Origin of the sequence: Candidatus Nitrospira nitrificans (assembly GCF_001458775.1) — a bacterium.
GTDB lineage: Bacteria > Nitrospirota > Nitrospiria > Nitrospirales > Nitrospiraceae > Nitrospira_D > Nitrospira_D nitrificans.
The window spans coordinates 133,452-156,470 of sequence record NZ_CZPZ01000034.1; the positions used below are offsets into that span (position 1 = coordinate 133,452).

Annotated in this window: 21 protein-coding genes; 13 read left to right on the forward strand and 8 right to left on the reverse strand. The window is 56.9% G+C overall.

Features of this window, described 5'->3' with window-relative positions; genetic code table 11:
- Nucleotides 1-12 precede the first annotated feature (12 nt).
- Nucleotides 13-675 carry a DUF4136 domain-containing protein gene (locus tag COMA2_RS21445; RefSeq protein WP_090901626.1) on the forward strand — a complete coding sequence of 221 codons (663 nt, stop codon included), beginning with the start codon at nucleotides 13-15 and terminating at the stop codon, nucleotides 673-675.
- 385 nt (nucleotides 676-1,060) lie between these two features.
- Here COMA2_RS21445 and COMA2_RS17845 read toward each other — a convergent pair.
- The 3 genes from COMA2_RS17845 to COMA2_RS21195 all read right to left on the reverse strand — a co-directional run bounded on the left by COMA2_RS17845 (nucleotide 1,061) and on the right by COMA2_RS21195 (nucleotide 3,255).
- A protein-coding gene (locus COMA2_RS17845) for an IS3 family transposase (RefSeq protein ID WP_407919001.1) occupies nucleotides 1,061-2,217 on the reverse strand; the annotation gives its coding sequence in 2 pieces (ribosomal slippage) (nucleotides 1,061-1,953 and nucleotides 1,953-2,217; 1,158 coding nt in all).
- Between the two features lie 496 nt (nucleotides 2,218-2,713).
- Entirely contained in the window at nucleotides 2,714-3,058 is a 345-nt protein-coding gene (locus COMA2_RS21190; RefSeq protein WP_090901629.1) for a DUF2442 domain-containing protein, read from the reverse strand.
- Nucleotides 3,055-3,255: a DUF4160 domain-containing protein gene (locus COMA2_RS21195; protein WP_090901632.1), complete on the reverse strand. Its 201-nt coding sequence runs from the start codon at nucleotides 3,253-3,255 to the stop codon at nucleotides 3,055-3,057. Before COMA2_RS21195 ends, COMA2_RS21190 begins: the two co-directional genes overlap by 4 nt.
- Before the next feature lie 367 nt (nucleotides 3,256-3,622).
- Between COMA2_RS21195 and COMA2_RS17860 the strand changes: the two genes are divergently transcribed.
- From COMA2_RS17860 to kdpC, 5 genes are all read left to right on the forward strand, one after another.
- Entirely contained in the window at nucleotides 3,623-4,171 is a 549-nt protein-coding gene (locus COMA2_RS17860) for a hypothetical protein (protein ID WP_139077477.1), read from the forward strand.
- A 232-nt stretch (nucleotides 4,172-4,403) separates the two neighbouring features.
- Nucleotides 4,404-4,493, forward strand: a complete 90-nt coding sequence (gene kdpF / locus COMA2_RS17865) for a K(+)-transporting ATPase subunit F (protein WP_090901637.1) — start codon at nucleotides 4,404-4,406, stop codon at nucleotides 4,491-4,493.
- Nucleotides 4,493-6,298, forward strand: a complete 1,806-nt coding sequence (gene kdpA / locus COMA2_RS17870) for a potassium-transporting ATPase subunit KdpA (RefSeq protein ID WP_090901639.1) — start codon at nucleotides 4,493-4,495, stop codon at nucleotides 6,296-6,298. The genes kdpF and kdpA overlap by 1 nt, the downstream gene beginning before the upstream one ends.
- Nucleotides 6,299-6,316: 18 nt before the next feature.
- The gene (gene kdpB, locus COMA2_RS17875) at nucleotides 6,317-8,434 is read left to right on the forward strand and encodes a potassium-transporting ATPase subunit KdpB (RefSeq protein WP_090901642.1); all 2,118 of its coding nucleotides are present in this window, start codon (nucleotides 6,317-6,319) and stop codon (nucleotides 8,432-8,434) included.
- A gap of 32 nt (nucleotides 8,435-8,466) precedes the next feature.
- Complete coding sequence (gene kdpC / locus COMA2_RS17880; protein ID WP_090901645.1) at nucleotides 8,467-9,042, forward strand: potassium-transporting ATPase subunit KdpC; 576 nt, start codon at nucleotides 8,467-8,469, stop codon at nucleotides 9,040-9,042.
- A 179-nt stretch (nucleotides 9,043-9,221) separates the two neighbouring features.
- Here kdpC and COMA2_RS20955 read toward each other — a convergent pair whose 3' ends face one another.
- Complete coding sequence (locus COMA2_RS20955) at nucleotides 9,222-9,347, reverse strand: hypothetical protein (protein WP_281176462.1); 126 nt, start codon at nucleotides 9,345-9,347, stop codon at nucleotides 9,222-9,224.
- 201 nt (nucleotides 9,348-9,548) lie between these two features.
- Here COMA2_RS20955 and COMA2_RS17885 point away from each other — a divergent pair, with 201 nt between their 5' ends.
- The 3 genes from COMA2_RS17885 (at nucleotide 9,549) to COMA2_RS17895 (ending at nucleotide 14,335) form a co-directional block, all read left to right on the forward strand.
- Nucleotides 9,549-12,230, forward strand: a complete 2,682-nt coding sequence (locus COMA2_RS17885; protein ID WP_090901648.1) for a sensor histidine kinase — start codon at nucleotides 9,549-9,551, stop codon at nucleotides 12,228-12,230.
- 56 nt (nucleotides 12,231-12,286) lie between these two features.
- Entirely contained in the window at nucleotides 12,287-12,979 is a 693-nt protein-coding gene (locus COMA2_RS17890) for a response regulator (RefSeq protein WP_090901651.1), read from the forward strand.
- A gap of 105 nt (nucleotides 12,980-13,084) precedes the next feature.
- Nucleotides 13,085-14,335 carry an outer membrane beta-barrel protein gene (locus tag COMA2_RS17895; RefSeq protein ID WP_245631100.1) on the forward strand — a complete coding sequence of 417 codons (1,251 nt, stop codon included), beginning with the start codon at nucleotides 13,085-13,087 and terminating at the stop codon, nucleotides 14,333-14,335.
- Here COMA2_RS17895 and COMA2_RS17900 read toward each other — a convergent pair.
- The gene (locus tag COMA2_RS17900; RefSeq protein WP_090901654.1) at nucleotides 14,327-15,055 is read right to left on the reverse strand and encodes a hypothetical protein; all 729 of its coding nucleotides are present in this window, start codon (nucleotides 15,053-15,055) and stop codon (nucleotides 14,327-14,329) included. The genes COMA2_RS17895 and COMA2_RS17900 overlap by 9 nt on opposite strands.
- A gap of 122 nt (nucleotides 15,056-15,177) precedes the next feature.
- Entirely contained in the window at nucleotides 15,178-15,660 is a 483-nt protein-coding gene (locus tag COMA2_RS17905; protein WP_090901657.1) for a hypothetical protein, read from the reverse strand.
- 97 nt (nucleotides 15,661-15,757) lie between these two features.
- On the opposite strand from COMA2_RS17905, the gene COMA2_RS17910 reads away from it, so the two are divergent.
- From COMA2_RS17910 to COMA2_RS17925, 4 genes are all read left to right on the forward strand, one after another.
- The gene (locus COMA2_RS17910) at nucleotides 15,758-17,125 is read left to right on the forward strand and encodes a M20/M25/M40 family metallo-hydrolase (protein ID WP_090901659.1); all 1,368 of its coding nucleotides are present in this window, start codon (nucleotides 15,758-15,760) and stop codon (nucleotides 17,123-17,125) included.
- A 328-nt stretch (nucleotides 17,126-17,453) separates the two neighbouring features.
- Nucleotides 17,454-17,750, forward strand: coding sequence for a divalent-cation tolerance protein CutA (gene cutA, locus COMA2_RS17915; RefSeq protein ID WP_217490815.1), 297 nt, complete (start codon nucleotides 17,454-17,456; stop codon nucleotides 17,748-17,750).
- A gap of 129 nt (nucleotides 17,751-17,879) precedes the next feature.
- Nucleotides 17,880-18,899, forward strand: coding sequence for a M23 family metallopeptidase (locus COMA2_RS17920; RefSeq protein WP_090901665.1), 1,020 nt, complete (start codon nucleotides 17,880-17,882; stop codon nucleotides 18,897-18,899).
- A 143-nt stretch (nucleotides 18,900-19,042) separates the two neighbouring features.
- Nucleotides 19,043-20,725 (forward strand): formate--tetrahydrofolate ligase, encoded by a 1,683-nt coding sequence (locus tag COMA2_RS17925; RefSeq protein ID WP_090901668.1) that lies wholly within the window; start codon nucleotides 19,043-19,045, stop codon nucleotides 20,723-20,725.
- A gap of 4 nt (nucleotides 20,726-20,729) precedes the next feature.
- Here the strand turns inward: COMA2_RS17925 and hflC are convergent, their stop codons facing one another.
- Nucleotides 20,730-21,590, reverse strand: coding sequence for a protease modulator HflC (gene hflC, locus COMA2_RS17930; protein WP_090901671.1), 861 nt, complete (start codon nucleotides 21,588-21,590; stop codon nucleotides 20,730-20,732).
- Entirely contained in the window at nucleotides 21,587-22,714 is a 1,128-nt protein-coding gene (hflK, locus tag COMA2_RS17935; protein WP_090901674.1) for an FtsH protease activity modulator HflK, read from the reverse strand. The genes hflC and hflK overlap by 4 nt, the downstream gene beginning before the upstream one ends.
- Nucleotides 22,715-23,019 lie beyond the last annotated feature (305 nt).

Consider the following 23,019-nt stretch of genomic DNA (forward strand, 5'->3'; position numbering starts at 1 on the left):
GCGGAGGGCAATATGTGGCAATGGGCATTACTGCTAGCGGTATTTGCAATCCTTCAAACAGGGTGCGCGGAATTTCACGTCGTTGCCAACGGCTTTCAACACAGAGACCGACAACTCCCAGCACAAGCCACCTATGCCATTCTCCCAGTCAAAGGTCAAGATAGTGATCTGGAATTCCAAGACTATGCCCGCATGGTTGAAATGAAATTAGGCGAACGTGGGTACCGCCGAGCTGATCTTAGCTTGGCGGACATGGCAATCTTCATCGCGTACGGCATCAACTCTGCCGGAGTCCGAAACTATGCGTATAGTCTCCCCATATACGGAACAAATAATTTTTCAGGAAGTAGTTTTGGCAGCGGTGGAATGACTACCTTTAGTGGAACGACATCTGGAGTTGTGGGCTCACAGACTGTTTCGGGAAGCGTGAGAGAATACACAAGGATTCTCATAGTCGATGTAGTCGACCTTGCACACTATAAGACCACTAGCCAAGTTATCACACTGTGGAAGGGGGACATCACGAGTACGGGATCGTCGAGCGATCTACGGCTAGTAATGCCCATGTTAGTTGAAGCCGGTTTCCGGCACTTTGGAGAAAACACGAAGAAGGGAGTAAGGCATGTTTATTCGGAATTGGATCCCGAGATCGAGAAGTTGAGAGACGGTAAATAGGAAGCGATGAGAAACGTCAGATCAAATATAAAGTGTGCGGGTCATGTTATGACGGCAGAAGGGAGGTTCTATGAGCACAGACATGAAACACCCTAAGTGCAAAGAAGGCATAATGAAACTTCCGCTAGCCTTAAAACTATTGAAACTAGGAGACCTTGAGCAGCGAAAGGAAGGACAAAGTTTCGTGTGCATAAAGTGCGGGAACCGTGCACATCCGGCTGAATAGATATCCTTCGAAGTAGATTCAGACGATCTCTATTTCGAAGCCAGACGGCAAATGTGCTACTTCCTCACCTAAGTTGTCATAAATGGGGCCACCTCACATAATGTTTTGTGCATCCCATTAGCCGAGGCATGATCTTCCCTCGATTTCATGGACACGTGGTTACGCGACTGCTGCCCGCGCTTCATACTCAGCTGGGGAGTGATAGCCGAGGGTTGAGTGCCGACGCTGCCGATTGTAGAACCCCTCGATGTATTCGAAGATCTCCTTCTTGGCTTCGTCTCGGGTGGCATAGTGCCGATGGTACACGAGCTCCCGCTTGAGCGTTCCAAAGAAACTTTCGACGCACGCGTTGTCCCAGCAGTTGCCTTTGCGGCTCATACTGGGAATAAGGCCATACTCAGCGAGTCGGTGCTGGTAGCTCGTCGCGGCATACTGACTGCCGCGGTCCGAATGGTGCAGGAGCCCTACCCTGGGAATTCGGTTCATCACGGCCATCAGGAGGGCCTGCTCCGCCAACTCACCCGTTAATCGCTGGCCCATCGCCCAGCCGACCACCCGGCGTGAATACAGATCGAGTAGAACCGCCAGATAGAGCCAGCCCTCCCGTGTCCAGACGTAGGTCAGGTCTCCGGCCCACACTCGATTAGGAGCTTCAACCGTGAAGGCCCGATCCAGAGTATTCGCGGCCACCGGGAACTGATGCTGGGACTGGGTGGTGGCGCGCCACTTCGTCACGGTCTTCGCCCGAATACCGTCTTGGCGCATGAGCCGAGCGACGCGATGCTCGCCAACGCGGTGCCCCTGTTTGACTAAGGCGTCCCAGATCCGGGGACTGCCGTACGTTTCCCGCGACTCCTGGTGGATCACCCGAATGGCTGAGCGCAGTATACGCGTCTGGATGGACCGGGCACTTTCAGGCCGTGATCGCCACGCGTAATAGCCCGCTGCCGAGACGGCGAGGACACGGCACATTAAGCGGATCGGATAGCGACGGTCGTGTTCGTGGATCACGCGGTATCTCATCGCGACTCCTTCGCGAAGAACGCCGCCGCACGTTTTAAAAAATCCCGCTCCTGCTTCAAAATAGCATTTTCCCGCCGGAGCTGGATCAGTTCCGCCTGTTCGGCCCGGAGAGAGTGCCGGGTCTGTCCACACCCCTCAGCCTGCTGTTGCTCCGCGCGCCACCGGTAGAGGAGATGGTCCGCAATCCCCAGATCCCGCGCCACCTGTGCAACGGGATGTCCTGACTCCCGGACTAAGCGCACCGCTTCTTCTTTGAACGCCTCCGTATACGACCGTCGTGTCTTCGAGCTCATACTGTCCTCCGATTTCCTCATTCTCCCACTTAGGGAGGTGTCTGTGAAATCGGGGGAAGGGCAGCATGAGCCAGATGTGATTGGTTGCCACTTCCCTTCTCCCTCGCAACAGTCTTCTGATTTTCTTGTCCGATTCCGGACGCGGTCCTACAGTGTAGAGATGCTTACCGCCGGGTGCATCTATAACTCATTGTCCAAAATGTCGGGCTCAGTGGCTGGAAGAGACTGTGGAGTGTGTGCGCTGCGGAGAGGAAAATAGGGACAGGCTGGTTTTCTAACGGAAGTGCGAGCGGAGTGTGGTTTTGAAACGGTGACGAGAGAGTTGTGATGATCCAGATGGTGATCTGAAAAGTGCTGTCGGCAATCCGTTGTCGGTCGCGGCGTCAGGAGCATTGGCTTGCAAGACCACACAAGGATGTTCTACCGGTTCAAAAGAACTGTACAGTTGCCTGCAAGATGAACGAATCCAGCTGGCGAGGGAAGGCTTGATGAATCGCTAATGACGATGATTCCCAGTACGTCGAACAGAGCTTCGCGTCCTACTGGACCCGCGAGCTAAGAGCCATTTCTTAAACGACGCTTGGCTTTCACCGGACGGTCTGCCTGCAAGAAGGCCTTCGATACTGATTTCCTCGTCGAGCTTGTCCCAGTGAATCCCGTGCCCTCTGCAGATCAATCGCCAGTTTTTTCGTCCTACGGGTGTGGCATGAACCAGGCGGGGAAACCAAGCAAATGGCACGGACAAGCTCCGCCCATCGCTCAGCTCTATGGTGAGCGTGTCTTCTGTCAGTATCACTGTTTCGGCTACCGGCAATGAAATGTCAACTGCCGAAGTATTCATTTCTTTTGCTCGGTCACGCGTGTATGAACCCGAACGATTTCCGGACGTGAAAATCCTCCGCTTTCTTGCAACCGAATCGGATCAAGCCAAAACCTTGCCACCTTATCTTCTCGTTCAATGTGGATATGTGATGGGTCATCACGATCGCCCTCATAAAAGAAGAACCGATAAGGACCAACCCTCAGAACTGTCGGTATAAACCTTCACTCACATAAGAGGGCATCTTAGCACGTCTGCTCTTTCAAGCTGAAGAGATCTGCTGCTTCTCTGCGGATCGACTTGTTGGGGTTGAGTGTCTAACTGCTGCACTGTTCTGATGATTTTCTTGTCGGACTCCAGGTGCGGCTCTACAGTGTGGAGATGCTGGGCGTCGGAGCATCCACCACACGTTGTCCTAAATGTTATGCCGAACGGCTTGATGAGACGCCGGAGTGTGCCCGATGTGGGATCATCTTCGCCAAGTATCGGCTGGATTTTCCGAAAGCACGTCTTCCCTCACCGTCCTCGTCAATTGCGAGATCTCCGTGGCTGCTAACGGCGAAGCATTGGCTGATCGAGTCGGATATGACGACCGATTCGATGACGTTTTACGGCCGAGCAGCCCTGTTTGTGGCCATGGTCTGGTGGGGCTGGACGTTCATCGTGACGCCACTGGAAACAAATTACACCGGCGAGTCTTTCCTTCACCTCATCAACCTTCCTTTTCATGAAGCCGGGCATGTGATCTTCATCCCGTTCGGTCGCTTCATGACGGTTCTGGGTGGAACGCTCGGTCAGGTTCTCATGCCGATCATCTGTCTCGGCACATTCCTTGTAAAGACTCGTGATCCCTTCGGAGCTTCCGTGGCTTTGTGGTGGACAGCGGAGAGCCTGATGGATATCGCTCCCTACATCAACGATGCGCGAGCGCTGGACCTCATGCTGATCGGCGGCGTGACCGGGAAAGAAACCGACGGACACGATTGGAACAACATTCTGACGATGCTCGGCTTATTGGAATGGGATCATCGGTTGGCTCACCTCACCTACAACGTCGGGATTCTCCTCATGCTTGTGTCCTTCCTTTGGGGAGGCGCCCTCTTGTTGCGCCACTATCGCCGCCGGACTGCTTAGCTACCACACGCCACTGCTTCCATAACTTTTCTCTTTCGGAGCCGGTTTTCACTCCTTCTTGATGAGGCAGCCGTCTATTTTGACACCATTTTTACGGAGGATTTTGTAGGGTGGTTTGCAAGGGTAAGGGAAGGAACCGCCATGGACATCGTCGCTGTAGCGCTGGTACTCGGGTTTTTCTTTCTCTCCGGCTGGCTGATGTTTGGGTTGGATCGCCTCTAAGAGGATGCGGATGAACGCGATGTATGTGTTCGGCGGAATGGTGTCGGCTGGCCTGCTGATCTATCTCATGGTCGCATTGCTGAAGGCCGAGTGGTTTTGATGACGATGCAAGCCCTCCTCCAAGTGCTCGTGTTCTTCGTCGTGCTGCTGGCGCTCGCGACGCCGCTCGGCTGGTACATGGCGAGAGTCTATGAAGGCAAGCCCTTTGGCCTGGACCTTCTTCTGGGTCCCATGGAACGGGCCATGTATGGACTTTCCGGCATTCGACCAACCGACGAGATGGACTGGAAACGTTACGGGATGGCGATGTTGCTCTTCAATGCAGCCGGGCTTTTGTTGCTCTATGGCTTGCAGCGGCTTCAGAATCTTTTGCCCCTCAACCCGGCCGATCTAGGCGGCGTTGCACCGGACCTGGCCTTCAACATGGCCGCGAGCTTCGTGACCAATACCAACTGGCAGGCGTATGGCGGGGAAACCACCCTGAGTTACCTGACCCAGATGCTTGGCCTGACCGTGCAGAACTTCGTTTCCGCCGCGACGGGAATGGCGGTGCTCGTGGCATTGATCCGGGGCTTGAGCCGGAGCACATCGACGACGCTGGGAAATTTCTGGAGCGATCTGGTCCGCGGCACGCTCTACATTCTTCTGCCTCTGGCTCTGCTGTTATCCGTGTCCTTGGTGTCTCAGGGTGTCGTCCAAACCTTCAATTCATACCAAACGGCGACGCTGTTCCAGCCTTTCGGTTACGACAAGCCCGTGACCGATGCGAACGGCCAGGCCGTGCTCGATGCACAGGGAAAGCCAAAAACCGAACCGGCCACGGCAATCGAGCAAGTCATTGCAGTGGGGCCGGCTGCCTCTCAGATCGCCATCAAGCAACTCGGCACGAACGGCGGCGGATTCTTCAACGTGAATTCCGCCCATCCATTCGAGAACCCGACGCCGCTGTCCAATTTCCTTGAGGCCTTGGCCATCCTCCTCATTCCTGCCGCGCTTTGCCACACGTTTGGTCGAATGGTGGGAGACACCAGGCAAGGCAGGGTCATTCTTGCCGTCATGACCATTCTGCTGCTCTGTGTTATTCCCTTCGGGCTGTGGGCCGAACAAAGCGGCAATCCATTGCTGACCGGTATCGGCGTGGATCAGCAGCCTCAAGCCGGTCAAGCGGGAGGCAACATGGAAGGGAAGGAGACGCGATTCGGCATCACGGCTTCGGTCCTGTGGTCCGCCGTGACGACCGCCGCTTCCAATGGCTCGGTGAACTCGATGCACGATTCCTATACCCCACTGGGCGGACTCATGCCGCTGTTCCTCATGCAGTTCGGCGAAGTGGTCTTCGGCGGAGTCGGCTCTGGACTGTACGGCATGATCGTCTTTGCCATCATTGCCGTGTTTGTCGCCGGGCTCATGGTCGGTCGGACACCGGAGTATCTGGGCAAGAAGATCGAGCCCTATGAGATGAAGATGGCTGCGCTGCTCATTCTCATCATGCCCATCGTCGTCTTGGGTTTTACCGCCCTTGCGATCAGCACCGAGACAGGCCGATCGTCTATCTTGAATCCGGGTCCCCACGGGTTCAGCGAAGTCCTCTACGCCTATACGTCCCAGGGCAACAACAACGGCAGCGCGTTCGCGGGGCTCAACGTCAATACACCTTTTTATAATCTGACGGGCGGCCTTGCGATGTTGATGTCGAGGTTCTGGCCGGCCATCCCGACTCTGGCGCTCGCAGGCGCTCTGGCTCGCAAGAAAGCGGCGCCGGCCGGACCCGGAACCTTGCCGACCCACACGCCGCTGTTCGTGGTGCTCTTGATCGGCGTGGTCGTGATGGTCGGGGCGCTGACATTTCTTCCCGCTCTAGCCTTGGGGCCCGTCGTCGAAGAGCTGATGACGAGGGGGCAGTAGGGAGCCACATCGATAAGCATGCCGACAACATCACACAAGGCCCCATCTCTCTTCGACGCCGGCGTGATGAGTCTTGCGTGGCGCGCCGCCGTCGTCAAGCTAGACCCTTGTCATCAGGTCAAGAATCCGGTCATGTTCGTGGTGTGGGCTGGAAGCGTCTTGACGACCCTTTTGCTTCTGCAGGCGCTGGCCGGAACAGGAGAAGCGCCGACTTGGTTCATTTGTGCCATCGCGCTTTGGCTTTGGTTCACCCTGCTGTTCGCAAACTTTGCGGAAGCCATGGCGGAAGGCCGGGGCAAAGCGCAGGCTGATTCGCTTCGGCGGGCGCGGCGGGAACTCACGGCCAAGAAGCTTGGCAAGGTCGATCCTGGGAGTCAGCACGATGGTGCGTGGAACCGCCGGTTCCAGCGACGCGATACGTTCAGCCTGGTCTCAGCAAATCAGCTCACGAAAGGAGATGTGGTCCTCGTGGAGCCAGGTGATTTCATTCCGGCCGACGGCGAGGTCGTGGAGGGGGTGGCGTCGGTGAATGAGAGCGCCATCACCGGCGAGAGCGCGCCCGTCATTCGGGAAAGCGGCGGCGATCGCAGCGCCGTGACCGGAGGCACGAAGCTCCTGTCCGACTGGCTCATCGTTCGCGTCACAGCCGGTCAGGGAGAAAGCTTCCTGGATCGGATGATCGCCATGGTGGAAGGAGCCAAGCGCCAGAAAACACCGAATGAAATCGCCCTCACCATTCTGCTCGCGGCGATGACCAGCATCTTTTTATTGGCCACGGTGACATTGTTGCCGTTCTCGCTGTACAGCGTGCAGACCATGGGGCAGGGGACGCCGGTCACTGTCACGGTGTTGACGGCGCTTGTGGTCTGCCTGATTCCAACGACCATTGGGGCTCTTCTCTCGGCCATCGGCATTGCCGGCATGGATCGCATGGTGCAAGCCAATGTCATCGCGATGTCGGGAAAGGCCGTTGAAGCGGCGGGGGACGTGGACGTCCTCCTGCTGGATAAGACCGGCACCATCACGCTGGGCAACCGTCAGGCAACCGCCTTCCTGCCGGCGGAAGGAGTCGACATCCGGACGTTGGCCGACGCGGCCCAACTCTCGTCGTTGGCGGACGAAACGCCGGAGGGCCGCAGCATCGTCATCCTGGCCAAGGAGAAGTATGGATTGCGCGCGCGAGACCTCCATGAGATGGGCGCCACATTCATTCCCTTCACGGCCCAGATGCGGATGAGCGGGGTCAACCTTGATGGGCGACAGATCCGCAAGGGATCGGCGGACGCTATCGAGGCCTCTGTGACAGAGCAGGGAGGACGTTTTTCTCAGCTTGTCCGACTGAATGTCGAAACGATCGCCAAACAAGGCGGAACGCCGCTCGTGGTGGCGGAGAAAGCCAAGGTGCTCGGGGTGATCGCGCTACAAGACATCGTGAAGGGCGGGATCAAGGAACGATTTGTTGAGCTCCGCCGGATGGGCATCAAAACGGTCATGATCACGGGCGACAACCCGCAAACAGCGGCGGCCGTGGCGGCGGAGGCCGGGGTGGATGATTTTCTGGCGCAGGCCACACCGGAGGCCAAGCTGAAGTTGATCCGCGATCTGCAAGCGGACGGACGTCTCGTGGCCATGACCGGGGACGGAACCAATGACGCGCCGGCCCTGGCGCAGGCCGATGTGGCGGTCGCCATGAATACGGGAACCCAAGCAGCCAAGGAGGCCGGCAATTTGGTCGATCTGGATTCCAACCCGACCAAGCTCATTGAAATCGTGGAAATCGGCAAACAATTGCTCATGACTCGCGGCGCCTTGACCACGTTCAGTATCGCCAACGATGTGGCCAAGTACTTCGCCATCATTCCCGCTGCCTTCGCCACGACGTATCCGGCGCTCGATACATTGAACGTGATGCGTTTGGCGACTCCGCAGAGCGCGGTCCTTTCGGCGGTCATCTTCAACGCACTCATTATCGTCGCACTCATTCCGCTCGCCTTGAGAGGCATCACCTATCGGCCGATCGGAGCGGGGCTGCTGCTGCGGCGGCATCTCTTGATCTATGGATTGGGGGGCATCGTCGTGCCGTTCGTGGGCATCAAGCTGATCGATCTGGTTCTGGTGGCCTTGCATCTTGTGTGATCGAGTAACGAGTAGGACGCGAAGAGGGAGATATGAAGGACCAAATGAGACCCGCCCTGACCATGCTCCTCCTCCTGACTGTCTTGACGGGCCTGCTCTATCCGCTGGCGGTCACAGGGATCGCGCACACGTTGTTTCCGGAGCAGGCGAACGGCAGCTTGATCGCGCGCGAAGGCAAGGTGATCGGGTCCGCGTTGATCGGACAATATTTTGACAAACCGGAGTATTTCTGGAGCCGTCCGTCGGCGACTTCGCCGTTTCCCTACAACGCCGCTGCATCGGGTGGGTCGAACCTCGGACCGACCAACCAGACGTTGATCGAAATGGTCAAAACGAGAGTCGCCGCCTTACGAGGGGCCGATCCGAGCAACGATTTGCCCATGCCCGTCGACCTGGTGACGGCCTCCGGAAGCGGGCTGGACCTTCACATCAGCCCGGCTGCCGCTCTGTACCAAGTGAAGCGAGTGGCCCGCGCGCGAGGTCTGGATGAGACCCTCGTGCAAGAGCTGGTTTCCCGGCACACAGAAGAACGCCAATTCGGATTGCTGGGTGAACGGAGAGTCAATGTGTTGCGGCTGAACCTTGCGCTCGATGCGCTGCATCGCTGAACCGATTCTCCGTTGAACTTTCCGACGCGCGGAAGGAGCGTTGCGTGGTCATACTTATCCTCTTTATGGTTACCCTTTGGGCGATGGCCTTCTTAATCTGGCTGCTGGGGAAATGGTTGCCACCAGGCGATAGGGTGCACCGTCCGCCCAACGGTTGAGTTCGTCAGAATGGGGCTCACTCAGGTCGAGACGCAATCATCGAATCCGGGATGCCGAACCATCATGACGATCCACAGGACGAGCTGCATCGGTCCGATGCCGGGCGGTCTCGCTGTGATCAATCTCCCGATGTCCATGTTTTCCATAGCGGCTCCTCTCTTTGCTGTCGGACACAACACAATCCTCAGCGCAGCAAGATGTGGTAAGAAGACCCTGTCAGCGTATCATACGGCGTAAAAGTCGGGGGCGCCTGCCGGTCCCGTCGAAGGATCGGCGGACCATATTGGCGATGCCTTCAGCCGTCACCATTGCTCGAGCCCGGTGCGGCCCTGAGCTGAGGACCCGCCATGAACTCACAGCGACCAGATCCCGATGCGCTGCTCAAGCGCGCGCAGGATGAAGAGAACCGGCGGTTGCAGGGCAAGCTCAAAGTCTTCTTCGGCGCCAACCCGGGCGTGGGGAAAACCTATGCCATGCTGGGAGCGGCGCATGAGCAACGGCGAGACGGCGTGGACGTCGCCGTCGGCGTCGTGGAGACGCATGGTCGGGCGGAGACCGAGGCGCTGGTGAAGGGACTGGAAGTCCTACCGCTTCGCGCAGTCGAGTATCACGGCGCCACACTCCGGGAATTTGATCTCGATGCGGCGCTCGTGCGCCATCCTACTGTCATCCTCATCGACGAACTCGCGCACAGCAACGCGCCGGGTCTGCGTCATGCCAAACGGTGGCAGGATGTGCAGGAATTACTCAAGGCCGGCATCACGGTCTACACCACCGTGAACGTGCAGCATCTGGAAAGCCTGAACGATGTGGTGGCGCAGATTACCGGCGTGCGGGTGCGCGAGACCGTGCCGGATTCCGTGCTCGAACGGGCGGATGATGTGGAGTTGATCGACCTTCCGCCCGACGATTTGCTTCAGCGACTCAAGGACGGGAAGGTGTATGTCCCGGAGCAGATCCAGCATGCGATTCGAAATTTCTTCGCAAAGGGTAATCTGATCGCGCTTCGTGAACTCGCTTTGCGCCGGACGGCCGAACGGGTCGATCAGCAAATGGAGGTCTACCGGCGCGACCATGCGGTCGTGCGGACCTGGCCGGCGGCGGAAACCATCATGGTGTGCGTCAACATGAAGCCCCGCGGGCCTCGCCTGATCAGGGCCGCGCGTCAGATGGCGGCGGACCTACACGCCAAATGGATCGCGGTGTACGTCCAGATTCCCCGACATCTCCGACTCCCTCAGTCCGAACGAGACCGGCTGGTGCAGAGCCTGCGGCTGGCGGAGCAGCTCGGCGCCGAAACGATCACGTTGACGGGAGAGAACGTGGCTCAGGAGCTCTTGACTTACGCGCGGAGCCGGAACGCCACCAAGATCATCGTCGGAAAACCGATCAGATCCCGCTGGAAGGAATGGCTGTTCGGGTCGGTGGTGTCGGACCTCGTCCATCAAAGTGGAGAGATCGATATCTATGTCATCACGGGAGCGGCCGCTGAGGGACAACCTCTCGCGCGCCGTGCTTTCCGAAGTGCCGGCGATGTGGCGGGATATGCCTACGCCCTGGCGGGGGTGTTGGCCGGGACGGCGGTTGACTGGCTGATGTTTCCTTACTTCGCGTCGGCGAATTTGATCATGATGTACCTGATCGCCGTCGTCGCCGTCGCGATCGGCTGTGGGCGAGGGCCGTCGGTCCTGGCCTCCGTTCTGAGCGTGGCGACGTTCGATTTCTTTTTCGTCCCGCCTTATTTCTCCTTTGCCGTCTCCGACATTCAATACCTGTTGACCTTCGGCGTGATGCTGGCGGTGGCCCTGGTCATCAGCAATCTGGCCGTGCGTCTTCAGCGGCAAGTCGAGCTCGCCCGCTACCGAGAAAGACGCACGGGCGTGCTCTATGCCATGAGCCGGGATCTCGCCACCTATCGGGGCACAAGCATGCTGGCTCAGATCGCGGCCAAGCATCTTCGGGACGCGTTTGACGCGCAAGTCGCCGTATTCCTGGCGGATGCTGAGAAGCGGGTGCAGTTGCAACGCGGGGAACTTCTGTTCTTTGAATTGGACCCAAAAGAGTCGGGTGTGGCTCAATGGGTCTACGACCACAGCGAGCGAGCCGGACTCGGGACCGATACGCTTCCGGGAGCCGGCTCGCTCTATTTGCCCTTGACGGCTTCATCCGGCGCCATCGGTGTCGTGGCGGTGCGGCCGAAAGACGCCGCTCTCCTCATGGACCCCGAACGGTTGCATTTGCTGGAATCGCTGGTGAATCAAGTGGCCTTGGCGATCGAACGGACTCGGTTGTCCGACGAAGCTCAGCAGGCGCATGTGCAGGCGGAAACGGAGCGCATGCGGAACGCCATCCTCAGCTCCGTGTCCCACGACCTGCGGACCCCCCTCGCCACCATCATCGGGGCCGCCAGTGGCTTGGCGGTGGAACGAGGGGAACTTGACGCCGTTGCGCGGCGCGAGCTCGCGCAATCCATCCATCGAGAGGCTGATCGCCTTGACCGTTTGCTGAAGAACCTTCTCGATATGATGCGACTCGAAGCGGGAGCCGTGAAGCTCAACAAAGAATGGCATTCCGTGGATGAAGTCGCGGGAGCGGCTCTGGCGAGATTGGAGGGGCGGTTGCGCGAGCGCACCGTTCACACGGCGTTTCCGGCCGATCTGCCGCTGGTGTTGGTCGATGGAGTGCTGCTGGAACAGGTGGTGATCAATCTTGTGGAAAATGCCGTCAAGTATACGCCCTCGGGAAGTAGGATTGATGTGTCTGCATCGGCGAGCGATCGCGAAGTCGTGGTCGAAGTGGCCGATCGAGGGCCAGGCATCCTCTCCGGGGAGGAGGACCGCATCTTCGATAAATTTTATCGCGGCAGGCTTGCGCGAGATGGTGGGGTTGGACTCGGGCTGACGATTTGTCGCGGCATCGTGGAAGCGCATGGCGGCCGTATGTGGGCCGGGAATCGCTCCGGAGGCGGCGCCCTCTTTCATTTCTCGATTCCGTTGCCGGACCGGCAACCGTCTGTGGAGACGGAGTAGGCGGAGGCTCGACGAGGCCGATCCTTTTCAATCGGAGAGCTGGTGCGTAGCGCCCTATGTCACAGGAAGCCACGATACTCTTAATCGAAGACGAGCCGGAAATCCGGCGTTTCCTCAGGACGACGTTGCCCGCTCACGGATTTCGGTTTCATGAGGCTGCGACAGGACACGATGGTCTCGCTCAGGCCAAAGCGTGGAATCCCGACCTCATCCTGCTGGATCTCGGCCTTCCGGATCTCGACGGCGCCGAAGTCATTCGGCAGGTGCGGGAATGGACCGCTGGCCCCATCATCGTGCTGTCCGCGCGTGACCAGGAACAGGCGAAAGTGGCGGCCCTCGACCTCGGCGCCGACGACTATGTGACGAAGCCCTTCGGGGTCAACGAACTCCTCGCACGGATGCGAGCGGCGCTTCGTCATGCAGCCAAAACCGGTGACGGCGGAGGATCGGTGTTCGTGCTCGGCGATCTGAAGGTCGATCTCGGGCGGCGGCAGGTGTTTGTCTCAGAGAAGGAAGTTCATCTGACACCGATCGAATACAAACTCCTCACCACGTTGATCCGGTCTGCCGGCAAAGTGCTGACCCACCGCCAACTGTTGAAGGAAGTGTGGGGTCCGCTGCATGTGGAGGAAGGTCATTATCTACGGGTCTACATGCGTCAGTTGAGAAACAAACTGGAAGGCAATCCGGCGCATCCGCGCTATCTGGTCACTGAATTGGGTGTTGGATATCGACTCCGGACAGAATAACCCCCCTAGCCTCTCCTTACACTTTCCTGATCTTCGCTTTGCCGGTTTTTATCCCGTTTTGATGCCCGGCGAAGTATAGTTTGCGAGCCGACATCGGAGTCTTACATGTTGAAAATCCCCATAAGGCAAGCAGGCGACGCCAATCCCGTCATGATCCACAAGCGCATCAGCCTTCTAGTAATTGCATGGGGGCTTTTCACGGCGGTGCCTGTCTGTGTGGCTGAAGATTCGAATCAGGTATCGAAAGAGACCACGACACTCGTGCCGGGCGCAACCAATCCCAAGGAGGCGGCCACGACCGGCTGGCACTATGGGGCTTACGTGGACGTCAGTTACATCGGCAATTTCAATTTCCCCGATAACCACCTGTGGCGCGGTCGCACCACTGCATTCGAGCATAACGAGCTTTCGCCCAACATGGGTTTGGGATATGTGCGAAAGGATGCGAGTGAGTCCTCGCGCTGGGGCATGGAACTTGGCTTTCAAGGAGGCCGGGATTCGGAAGAGTTCGCATTTTTGCAGGGAGAGAGGCGGGTCGACGGATCGGATGTGCTGAGGCACGTTCATCGCGCGAACGTGTCGTATCTGGCTCCGGTCGGCAACGGGTTGACGGTCACCGCCGGCCTGTTCAACAGTCTGATGGGGTACGAGTCGCTCTATGCAAAAGACAACGCCAATTATACGAGATCGTGGATCGCGGACAACACGCCCTATATGATGTTCGGCGTGAATGCGCAGTATCCTCTCCAGGACAATCTCACCGTCACTGCCTTCGTCGTGAATAGCTACTCTCATCTGGCGCACCCGAATGATCTGCCGAGCTACGGGGGAAGATGGATTTGGAAAGCCATGCCACGGGTCACGTGGAGTCAAACGTTCTTCGCTGGACCAAATCAAACGGATACTTCTCTGGAGTTCTGGCGTGTGTATGGGAATCACATTCTGGAATGGCGAGGGGATGATGTGACGGTCGCGGTCTCATTCGATATCGGAACCGAGAGCATCTCCGGTCGGCCCGGTCGTCCACGAACCTTTGTCATGGGAGGCAACATGGTCGTCAGGTGGCAGATCAACGGACCCTGGTCCGTGGCGTTGCGACCCGAGTTTTACTGGGATCGCAATGGTCGGTGGACAGGCTCAGAGCAATTCGTGAAGGCCATCACGTCCACGGTCGAGTACAAGCTCCCGTACCAATGGGTCAACACGGTGGTGCGAGTCGAACATCGTTACGATGACTCCGCCGGGGTGGGAGGTGGGTTCTTCAAGGGCGGGGGGATCCGTCCCGACGTCGTCAGCCTTGCGCGCGAGCAGCATCTGCTTTTGCTGGGAGTTCTTGTCAGCCTCGACTCACCGTGAGTGGACGGCAGCCGGGGGGAGCTCCTGTATCCAGCGCGGGAGCTGGTCGACGATGCGCTTGCCGAGTGTTTGGATCGCTCGCTGCTTGGCCTCTGTGAGAGCCGCGCTATCCTCGAGCATAACCGCCGACCCGACCAGCTTTGAAGTTCCTTCCACTGTCTGCATCGGCGCATGCCATTCCGAGCGCACAGCCCATAGGCCGCCGGTGACCATGACGAGCGTGTCGCATTCCGTGCCGGGAGCCAGATAGGCGCCGAGTAAGGTCGGATACAACCAGGCCAAGCGGTTGTTGTACCGATCGACGGCAGCAGCTCCATCGACGACTAAGATCAGGTCGGCTCCATATCGAGCCCCAGCCTGGCGGATCCCGCGGATATCTTGCCCTTGGAGGGTAGCATCCATCAGCACGAATGTGTCCTGGAGGACATGCGTATCTTGTAGTGGTGCCAGTTCGCGGAGAAGTTGGTCTCTCTGCCTGGTCAGCCATTCCACCTTTCGGACGGACTGCCTGTGTGGAAAATCGTGATTCACAAAAAAGACCCCGAGCCGAAGGGCTGTTGAACGGTGAACGTCCTGGTTCGCGAGGGGCTGACTCTCAGGGGTCGGGGTAGGATCGATATGAAGGACTTCGTTCAGGGCAGCCCGATCGACCCCCTGGCTGCTCGCACAGCCGGCTACCAACAGGAATATCAGCAACCAGACGGTCTTGGACTCTCGCATCGGAGGTTTCCCACGCCTTTCGCCGGAGGGAAGGTGGATAGCACTATTGCGATACTTGGCAACATCTCCATGTCCCCACCTTCACCGCGGCGATTCCCGATTCGCTGTATCTGGATGGGGGTTCATTCCACAATCGGAAGAATGCGATCGGCGACCGCTTGTACCACACGTTCTTGTTCGGTCACCGCTTTCAACCCTTTGAAACTGAGATAGTGTCCTCCGTGACTCGGTGCCTGAATCGTGGCGCTGACTTCGACTCGATCTCCATCCTGGACTTCCGGATCGCGGACAACTGGCCTGCCACAAATACCTAACACCGCCACCGGGATCGTCGCCTCATCGTCCTCAAGACGAAACAAATACGCTCCATAACAATTGTCTCCGTTCACAATCGTGTAGGGCTCCAGGGGTTGCACATCCCGTGCGGTACCTCGCAAGGTGACATGCCGAAGGTGATAGTCCCGCGGTTCTTCGAGTATCGCTTGAATGCTGGTCGGTTCCTCCGCCCATGCCGGAACCGGTGGGTCGGCTCCTGGAAGTGTGAGCAGCAGGACGATGAGAGGAGCGACGATTCGCGCCGAAGTGGTCATGGGGATGAAAGGCATCTTATCATCATTCTGAATTTGAAGCTCGGAGCCGCTTTCGCTTGCAAGGCATGATCGCCTATAATCCCACGGCTTTTCGTCAAGGAGGATCGCGCATATGGTCAATGAGCGGCGACTGAGGAACTTTGTCAAGGAATCACGGTCAAAGTTTGAGGATTTCTTGGGGCAGATGGTGGAGATACCGTCGATCAGTATGGATTCATCACGTGCGGGCGATATGCGGCGCATGGCTGACCTTGCGAGCCAGTATTTGGTCGGGATGAATGCCAAGGTTCAAGTGGTAGAGACCGGCGGGTATCCCATCGTTTCCGGCGGATGGGTAACAGGGCCTGAGTATCCAACCGTCACGATCTACAATCATTTGGACGTGCAGCCGGCGCAGGAGCCGGAATGGAGGCAGGCGCCGTTTGCCTTTAAGAATGAACAGGGGATGTATCGAGGGCGAGGAGCGACCGATGACAAGGGGCCGGCCCTCACGGCGATGTTCGGCGCTCGATATGCGATCGAGCAAGGTTGGCCGATCAATATCCGGTTCTTGTGGGAACTGGAAGAGGAAATCGGGAGCCCCCACTTTGCCGCAGGGCTGAGAAACCACAATGCGATTCCACGACCGGATTCCGTGGTTGTGTCGGATACGATCTGGATTGCCAAGGGCCGGCCTGCAGTGCCCTACGGCTTGCGCGGTCTGCTCGGCGCGCGGCTGATTCTGCGCACGGGAGAGAAAGACGCTCATTCGGGCGTGACCGGAGGAGCCGCTCGTAACCCGCTGGCCGAATTGATGGAGGTGGCGAATACTTGTGTCGATGCCAGGACCGGCAAGGTAAAGATCCCTGGTTTTTATGACGATGTGGTCAAGCCTACCGACAATGAGATCAAGGGTTTCCTTCAATCCGGCTTTGAAGTAAGACGTTTTAAGGAAGCCTACGGGTTTCGATCACTTCGTGTACAGGATCCGGCGGAGGTCATGCGACGGATCTGGGCATCTCCGACCTTTGAAATTCATGGCCTCAGCGGAGGATACCACGGACCGGGAGTTAAAACGGTTGTGCCTGGTCATGCGGAGCTCAAGGTCAGTATGCGTCTTGTCCCAGGCCAGGTGCCGGAAAGAGTGTTTACCCTGCTGAAGAAGCATGTGACGAAGGTGAATCCGGATGTGAAGGTGGAGAAAGAGGGCATGCTCCATCCATTTAAGGGCAGCGTTGCTGGATCATACGTGGATTGCGTGAAACGCGCCGTAAAGGCGGGGTTTGGTAAGGATCCGGCATTTGTGCGAGAAGGAGGATCAATCGGTGCCGTGGTTACCATGCAGAAAACTTGGAAGGTGCCCATCCTTTTCATAGGTTTGAGCTTACCTGAGCATGGATATCACGCTCCCAACGAATATTACGACTGGGGTCAGGCTTCAGGGGGGATGAAGACATTCGCTCATTACTTCTCGGAGTTAGCAAAGATAGGGAAGACGTAGAGTCTGTATTGATCACCTTCATGAGACAGCCTGTGAAAAACTCAGGGAGAGTCGGTTTTTGAACGTCCATGTCCCAAAAATTGCCTGACTTCCACGCTTGTCCTATGCTCTCTCATCGAAGAGTCCCGTCCTCAATCATGATGAATCGTAAGTTATTGTAAATAAATGCAATGTCAATTATGAGTCTTTATTGGAAAGGCACGGATGTTGCTCAACATGAACTCAAAGAGCCTGCCTCATTATTGCCAATGATCAGGTTGATTGTAGAGAGGCGCTTGGGTATCCTGGCTATCTTATGGGAGCTGAACCGGTCCATGTGGTGGTTGTCATGGTTACAACGGCAAGCCAAGAGGAAGCGGTGAAGATTGCCAATCAGGTGGTACAGTCGCGCCTGGCTGCTTGCGCTTCTACGGTTCCCACCGTGCGTTCAACGTATTGGTGGGAAGGAAAGTTGATGAACGATCAGGAGTCGTTACTGCTAATCAAAACAACCTCTGATAAATTCAATTCCCTTGAAGAAGCAATACGGAAGGTCCATTCCTACAAGGTGCCGGAAATAATAGCAATTCCTGTTGGTCAAGGTTTTCCACCATATCTTGAGTGGATTCATCGAGAAACCTCCTAGATAATGTAGCTGAAACTGTCTCGTCCAAGCGCTATATTTGAGTTGACCAAGAGCGGGTTAGATCGGTAACTTGCAGGGTAAGTTTTTGATAGGCTTTTCAGGTACAAGCTGGCACGGGAGACGAAGGTTATGAACCAGACAAATCTTCAAGACGGCGATGCCTATACCGTTGTGGTTTTCAGAGGATCTACGGCAAAGCCTATCCGCTTCAGCTTTTCAAAGAAGCTACTCCGCCGATTGTTGGTCTGTGTGGGATTGGTGGTTCTCGCCGATCTTCTTGTCGTTTCTCACTATGTCATCAGAACGGGAGAGGTTTGGGAGTTGGCGGCTTTCCGCACGGAAGCTATGAGTGCACGAGAGCAGACCGCCGCCTTCTCCACAGCCATTGATGAGCTGAAGAAACGTCTTGGGGCGATGAATGAGGTGAATCAAAGGCTTCGAGTCATGCTAGGCATAGAAGTACCCAAGACAGGAGATATGGCAAACGGCAGAGGCGGAGAAGAAGTACCGATTCTTGAAGAGGGAGGCGCGATATCTGGTGGCGACGAACGGGGTCTCGCCTCTGATAGTTCCAAACAAGCGTCAGACGGCAATCACGAACACTCGTCTGCCGTTGGATTAGAGTCCTCTCGAGATACTCTCCTGGCGATTGCATCAGTGAAAGAGGGGTTGGAAAGGCTTTCAAAACAAGCCACGGTGCAGGAACGCATTCTTGACGAGTTATCACAGGCGGCCGAGCAGCGCTCGTCTCGTTGGGCCTCGACGCCCTCGATTTGGCCGGTCAAAGGATGGGTGACATCTGGGTTTGGTCCTCGAATTTCTCCCTTTACGGAGAAGCCGGCCTGGCATGATGGGTTAGATATCGGCGCCGCGCCGAACACCCCGGTCCGTGCTCCTGCCCAAGGGCGGATTACGTCCGTCGGATACGATCCTAAGCTCGGCAACATGGTCCGCGTCGATCATGGATTTGGGGTTGAAACTCTCTACGGACACCTGGCGAAGGCCTTAGTGAAGGAAGGCCAAAGGGTCGAGCGTGGTGATGTCATTGCGCTTGTCGGGAGCTCGGGCCTATCTACCGGTCCCCACCTGCACTACATGGTGAAGTTGAACGGCCAGGCGCTTGATCCGACTAAGTACATTCTGGAATAATAGATCGTTTCGACACTATTGAAGGCAGCGCAACCTGTTTCTGCTGCTTCTCGAAATCCAACTGTCCGACGCCCGATCCGCTTTTTGATTAGAGCCTCTGCGATGCTGCGGCCCCGTGCAATCTAGATAACGATGAGACCCTCTTGACCGACCTCGACATTGCTCAATCCGTTACTCCACGCTCCATTTTAGAAATCGGTTCTCAGCTTGGGATCCGCGCGGAAGAACTGACTCTCTATGGACGGGACAAGGCAAAGATATCGCCGCAAATCGTGGATCGGCTTGATGCCGTGCCCCAAGGACGATATGTACTCGTCACAGCGATTAACCCAACACCTTTAGGAGAGGGAAAGACGACGACATCGATCGGCCTAGCTATGGGGCTCACTCGGCTCGGGTGTCGGGCAGCGCTTACCCTCAGGCAGCCATCTCTCGGGCCGGTATTTGGCATGAAGGGCGGCGGTACCGGGGGGGGGCATGCTCAGGTGGTACCGATGGAGGATATCAACCTTCATCTGACGGGAGATGCCCATGCGGTGGCTGCCGGTCACAATCTCCTTTCTGCTTTTCTCGACAATCATTTATTTCATGGCAACCCTCTCTCGATCGATCCAACAGGAATCACATGGCCTCGGACACTGTGCGTCAATGATCGCGCTCTTCGGGACGTGTTGTTGGGGGAAGAAACCGGCAGACGGCGGGGCCAATTCGTCATCACCGAAGCTTCAGAGGTCATGGCGGTGGTGGCACTGGCGAAGGATCACAAAGATCTTCGCGAGCGGCTAGGCCGAATAGTGGTCGGGTTCACAACGTCAGGGGCACCGGTCAGGGCTGAAGCGCTTGGGTGCGTCGGATCGATGGCGGTTCTTCTGAAGGACGCCCTCAAACCAAATTTGGTTCAAACTCTAGAAGGGACCCCTGCATTCGTGCATACGGGGCCTTTTGGCAATATCGCCCATGGGAACTGCTCGATCATTTCCGATGCCATTGCACTTCGATGCGCTGATTTCGTCGTGACCGAGGCAGGTTTCGGTAGCGATCTTGGAGCGGAGAAGTTTTTCAACATCAAGTGCCGTGCATCAGGATTCACTCCGACTGTGGCGGTTGTTGTGGCGACCTTACGGGCGCTGAAACTTCATGGAGGGGGCGGCGTCGCCAAGGCAGGCAGTGCACTGCCTGCAAGTCTCACGGGGCCGAATCAGCAGGCCTTATCGAAAGGGATTGCTAATCTGGAACAGCATGTCGCCAATGTTCTGGCGCATGGAGTTCCAGTTGTGGTCGCCGTGAATGCCTTCAAGGATGACCCTCAGGATGAGTTGGACTGGGTTCGAGAACAGTCTCTGAGGATGGGAGCAGTCGATGCGGCGGTCTCCACACATTGGGCCGACGGTGGGAAGGGGGCCGAGCGGCTGGCAGCGGCTGTCCTCAAGGCCTCTGAAAGACCTGCCCAATTCAGGTATCTCTATGATGTGTCATGGCCGATCAGAAAGAAGATAGAAACTATTGCAACCCATATGTACGGAGCTGCCGGGGTCTCCTATGAACCAGAGGCGAAGCGTCAAATAGATATGGCCGAGGCATTGGGGTATGGAGGCTTGCCCATTTGCATGGCGAAAACGCCACTGTCGCTTTCGCACGACCCTACGTTAAAGGGAAGGCCGACTGGTTTTACGATCCCCATCAAGGAATTGCAGATCCTGGCCGGTGCTGGATTCGTGACGGCGGTCTGTTCAGGGATTCAGTTGATGCCGGGATTACCTAAGAAACCGGCTGGTGAGCGGATTACGCTTGATCCGACCAGCGGGAAAATAGTGGGGCTGTCATAGTCACTCAGCGCTGCTTCAAATATCTGAAGAACTCAGAATCGGGGCTCATCACCAGGGTCGTGCCGTCTTTGAAGGCGCTCTTATAAGCTTCCATGGAGCGGGTGAACTCGAAAAACTTTAGGTCCTGTCGGTAAGCGTCAGCATAGATCCGAAATGCCTTGGCATCGCCGCCGCCTCGAAGTTCTTCCGACTCTTTATAGGCCTGGGCCAGGATAATTTCCCGGTCTTTCTCAGCTTCCGATCTGATTTTTTGCGCTTCCTCCGCACCCTCCGCGCGATATTGCTTAGCCTGTCGTTCCCGTTCCGCCTGCATCCGCGCAAAGACGGCCTTCTCATTTTGTTCAGGCAAATCAGCGCGCTTGATTCTGACATCCTGGATCTCAATGCCGTACGCCGAGGCCTTCTCGTTCGCCCGTTCGGTAACCACCTTCATGATGTCGGCCCTCGTGCTGGACACGATCTCGAGCAGCTCATGCCGGCCTAGCTCCACGCGAAGCTCGGAATAGATGATATCGTGCAGCCGTTGGAGCGCACCGCGTTGGCTCTGGAAGTTCTGATAGACCTTCAAGGGATCCACAATGCGCCATTTCGCAAAGTTGTCGAGCAACAGGGTCTTCTTGTCCGAGGTAATGACATCCTGCGCATTCGAATCGTAATCCAACAAACGTTTCTCGAAGTATGTCACCTCCTGAACGAACGGCATTTTCACGTACAGTCCTGGTTCGGTGATGTTGCGAACGGGCTTCCCGAGTTGCACGACGATGGCAGTTTGGATCACGTCTACGACGAAGAGAGGGGAAGCTCCGAGCACAAACAATGCAATCATCACAGCGAGAAGTGTGATCACCAATCCTTGCTTGGTCATGGTCGGGAGCCCCTCGCCTTTAGCGTTGGAGATAGCTCTGGTCGAGACTCCTCAATCTCCGGTTGGGAGACGGACTTGGCTCCGGTCATGGATGCCGACTTTGAGAGGCGGTCCAGCGGAAGATATGGCAATAGGCGCTCTCCGCCTTTTCCGTCGATGATGATCTTTTCCGTATGCGGCAGGATTTCTTCCATGGTTTCGATATAAATCCGCTTGCTGATGACGTCCTTGGATTGGCTGTACTCTTTCAAGGTGGCGAGGAACCGATTGGTTTCGCCCTGGGCACGATTGAGCCGGGCCTGGGCAAACCCCTTGGCTCGGTTGACCAATTCAGCCGCTTCACCCTTGGCTCTCGGAATAATGTCGTTCCGGTAGCCTTGGGCTTGGTTGATGAGCTTTTCCCGGTCTTCCTTGGCATTCGTCACGTCTTTGAACGCGGCGGCGACCGCTTCCGGGGGATCGACATCTTGGAGTTGCACGGCGGCAATCTGCACACCGGATTGGTACTGATCAAGAATCGTCTGCAGCAACGTCAAGGTGTCCTGCTGAATCACGGCTTTCCCGGTGGTCAGAGCTTCGTCGATCTTACTTTTACCGACGACTTCACGCATGGAGGCTTCGGCCGCTTTGCCGATGGTTTCATGGATGTCCGCCACGTTGAACAAGAAGTTGCGGGCCTCTTTAATCTTGTACTGAACGATGAATTCGATGGCGAGGATATTCATATCGCCGGTCAGCATCAAGGCTTCCTGAGGCACCATCTGCTGGCGGCCTTGCTGATTGGTGCGGAACCCGACCTCTACGCGAAAGAGTTTGGCGACTTTTGGCTGGAGAACGGTTTCAATCAGAGGAATTTTGAAGTGCGGGCCTGGCTCTACGGCCCGGACCGGGACCCCGAATCGCTTGACGACACCTTCTTCATCCGGCGCGACGATAAACACACTTTGCCAGACGAGAAAGATCAATAGAGCGGCGATGATGAGATTCCAGACCCCGCCGGAGGGGAGGAGGCTCTTCAGGCCACCAGGAGGAAAAATGTCCTTGAATTGCGATTGGGCCTGCTTGAAGGCTTCTTCAAGCGGGTCAGGCTTTTTGCCCCATGGATCTTTTGGGTCCCAGACCATTCAGTGCTGTAGGATATCCAATGACAATGAAAAACAGATGGGCACCATAGCAGACTGTTGCCGTAATAGACAAGGTCTAGATAACCCGAGTGGGATATGACCAATCCGGGAGTGCGGCGGGAAGGAGCTACCATCCAGGCAAGGATCATCTCCCGCACTGGTGCCCAGTGGCGGCTTCGATCATCGTTCACATGTTCCCCAAACGACGGCAGTTCCGCTAGTCAGTGATGTCGCTGTCGATCAGCGTCGCGATGGCCTTCGACACGCATTCGTGCCGTACGCAAAGGCGAGCACGAGGATCTGGA

What these genes read in the sequence shown, in the direction of transcription:
- COMA2_RS21445 (WP_090901626.1), top strand. Translation starts at nt 13, where the DNA reads ATGTGGCAATGGGCATTACTGCTAGCGGTATTTGCAATCCTTCAAACA.
- COMA2_RS21190 (WP_090901629.1), bottom strand. Translation starts at nt 3,058, where the DNA reads ATGAATACTTCGGCAGTTGACATTTCATTGCCGGTAGCCGAAACAGTG.
- COMA2_RS17860 (WP_139077477.1), top strand. Translation starts at nt 3,623, where the DNA reads ATGACGACCGATTCGATGACGTTTTACGGCCGAGCAGCCCTGTTTGTG.
- kdpF (WP_090901637.1), top strand. Translation starts at nt 4,404, where the DNA reads ATGAACGCGATGTATGTGTTCGGCGGAATGGTGTCGGCTGGCCTGCTG.
- kdpA (WP_090901639.1), top strand. Translation starts at nt 4,493, where the DNA reads ATGACGATGCAAGCCCTCCTCCAAGTGCTCGTGTTCTTCGTCGTGCTG.
- kdpB (WP_090901642.1), top strand. Translation starts at nt 6,317, where the DNA reads ATGCCGACAACATCACACAAGGCCCCATCTCTCTTCGACGCCGGCGTG.
- kdpC (WP_090901645.1), top strand. Translation starts at nt 8,467, where the DNA reads ATGAAGGACCAAATGAGACCCGCCCTGACCATGCTCCTCCTCCTGACT.
- COMA2_RS20955 (WP_281176462.1), bottom strand. Translation starts at nt 9,347, where the DNA reads ATGGAAAACATGGACATCGGGAGATTGATCACAGCGAGACCGCCCGGC.
- COMA2_RS17885 (WP_090901648.1), top strand. Translation starts at nt 9,549, where the DNA reads ATGAACTCACAGCGACCAGATCCCGATGCGCTGCTCAAGCGCGCGCAG.
- COMA2_RS17890 (WP_090901651.1), top strand. Translation starts at nt 12,287, where the DNA reads ATGTCACAGGAAGCCACGATACTCTTAATCGAAGACGAGCCGGAAATC.
- COMA2_RS17895 (WP_245631100.1), top strand. Translation starts at nt 13,085, where the DNA reads ATGTTGAAAATCCCCATAAGGCAAGCAGGCGACGCCAATCCCGTCATG.
- COMA2_RS17900 (WP_090901654.1), bottom strand. Translation starts at nt 15,055, where the DNA reads ATGCGAGAGTCCAAGACCGTCTGGTTGCTGATATTCCTGTTGGTAGCC.
- COMA2_RS17905 (WP_090901657.1), bottom strand. Translation starts at nt 15,660, where the DNA reads ATGCCTTTCATCCCCATGACCACTTCGGCGCGAATCGTCGCTCCTCTC.
- COMA2_RS17910 (WP_090901659.1), top strand. Translation starts at nt 15,758, where the DNA reads ATGGTCAATGAGCGGCGACTGAGGAACTTTGTCAAGGAATCACGGTCA.
- cutA (WP_217490815.1), top strand. Translation starts at nt 17,454, where the DNA reads ATGGTTACAACGGCAAGCCAAGAGGAAGCGGTGAAGATTGCCAATCAG.
- COMA2_RS17920 (WP_090901665.1), top strand. Translation starts at nt 17,880, where the DNA reads ATGAACCAGACAAATCTTCAAGACGGCGATGCCTATACCGTTGTGGTT.
- hflC (WP_090901671.1), bottom strand. Translation starts at nt 21,590, where the DNA reads ATGACCAAGCAAGGATTGGTGATCACACTTCTCGCTGTGATGATTGCA.
- hflK (WP_090901674.1), bottom strand. Translation starts at nt 22,714, where the DNA reads ATGGTCTGGGACCCAAAAGATCCATGGGGCAAAAAGCCTGACCCGCTT.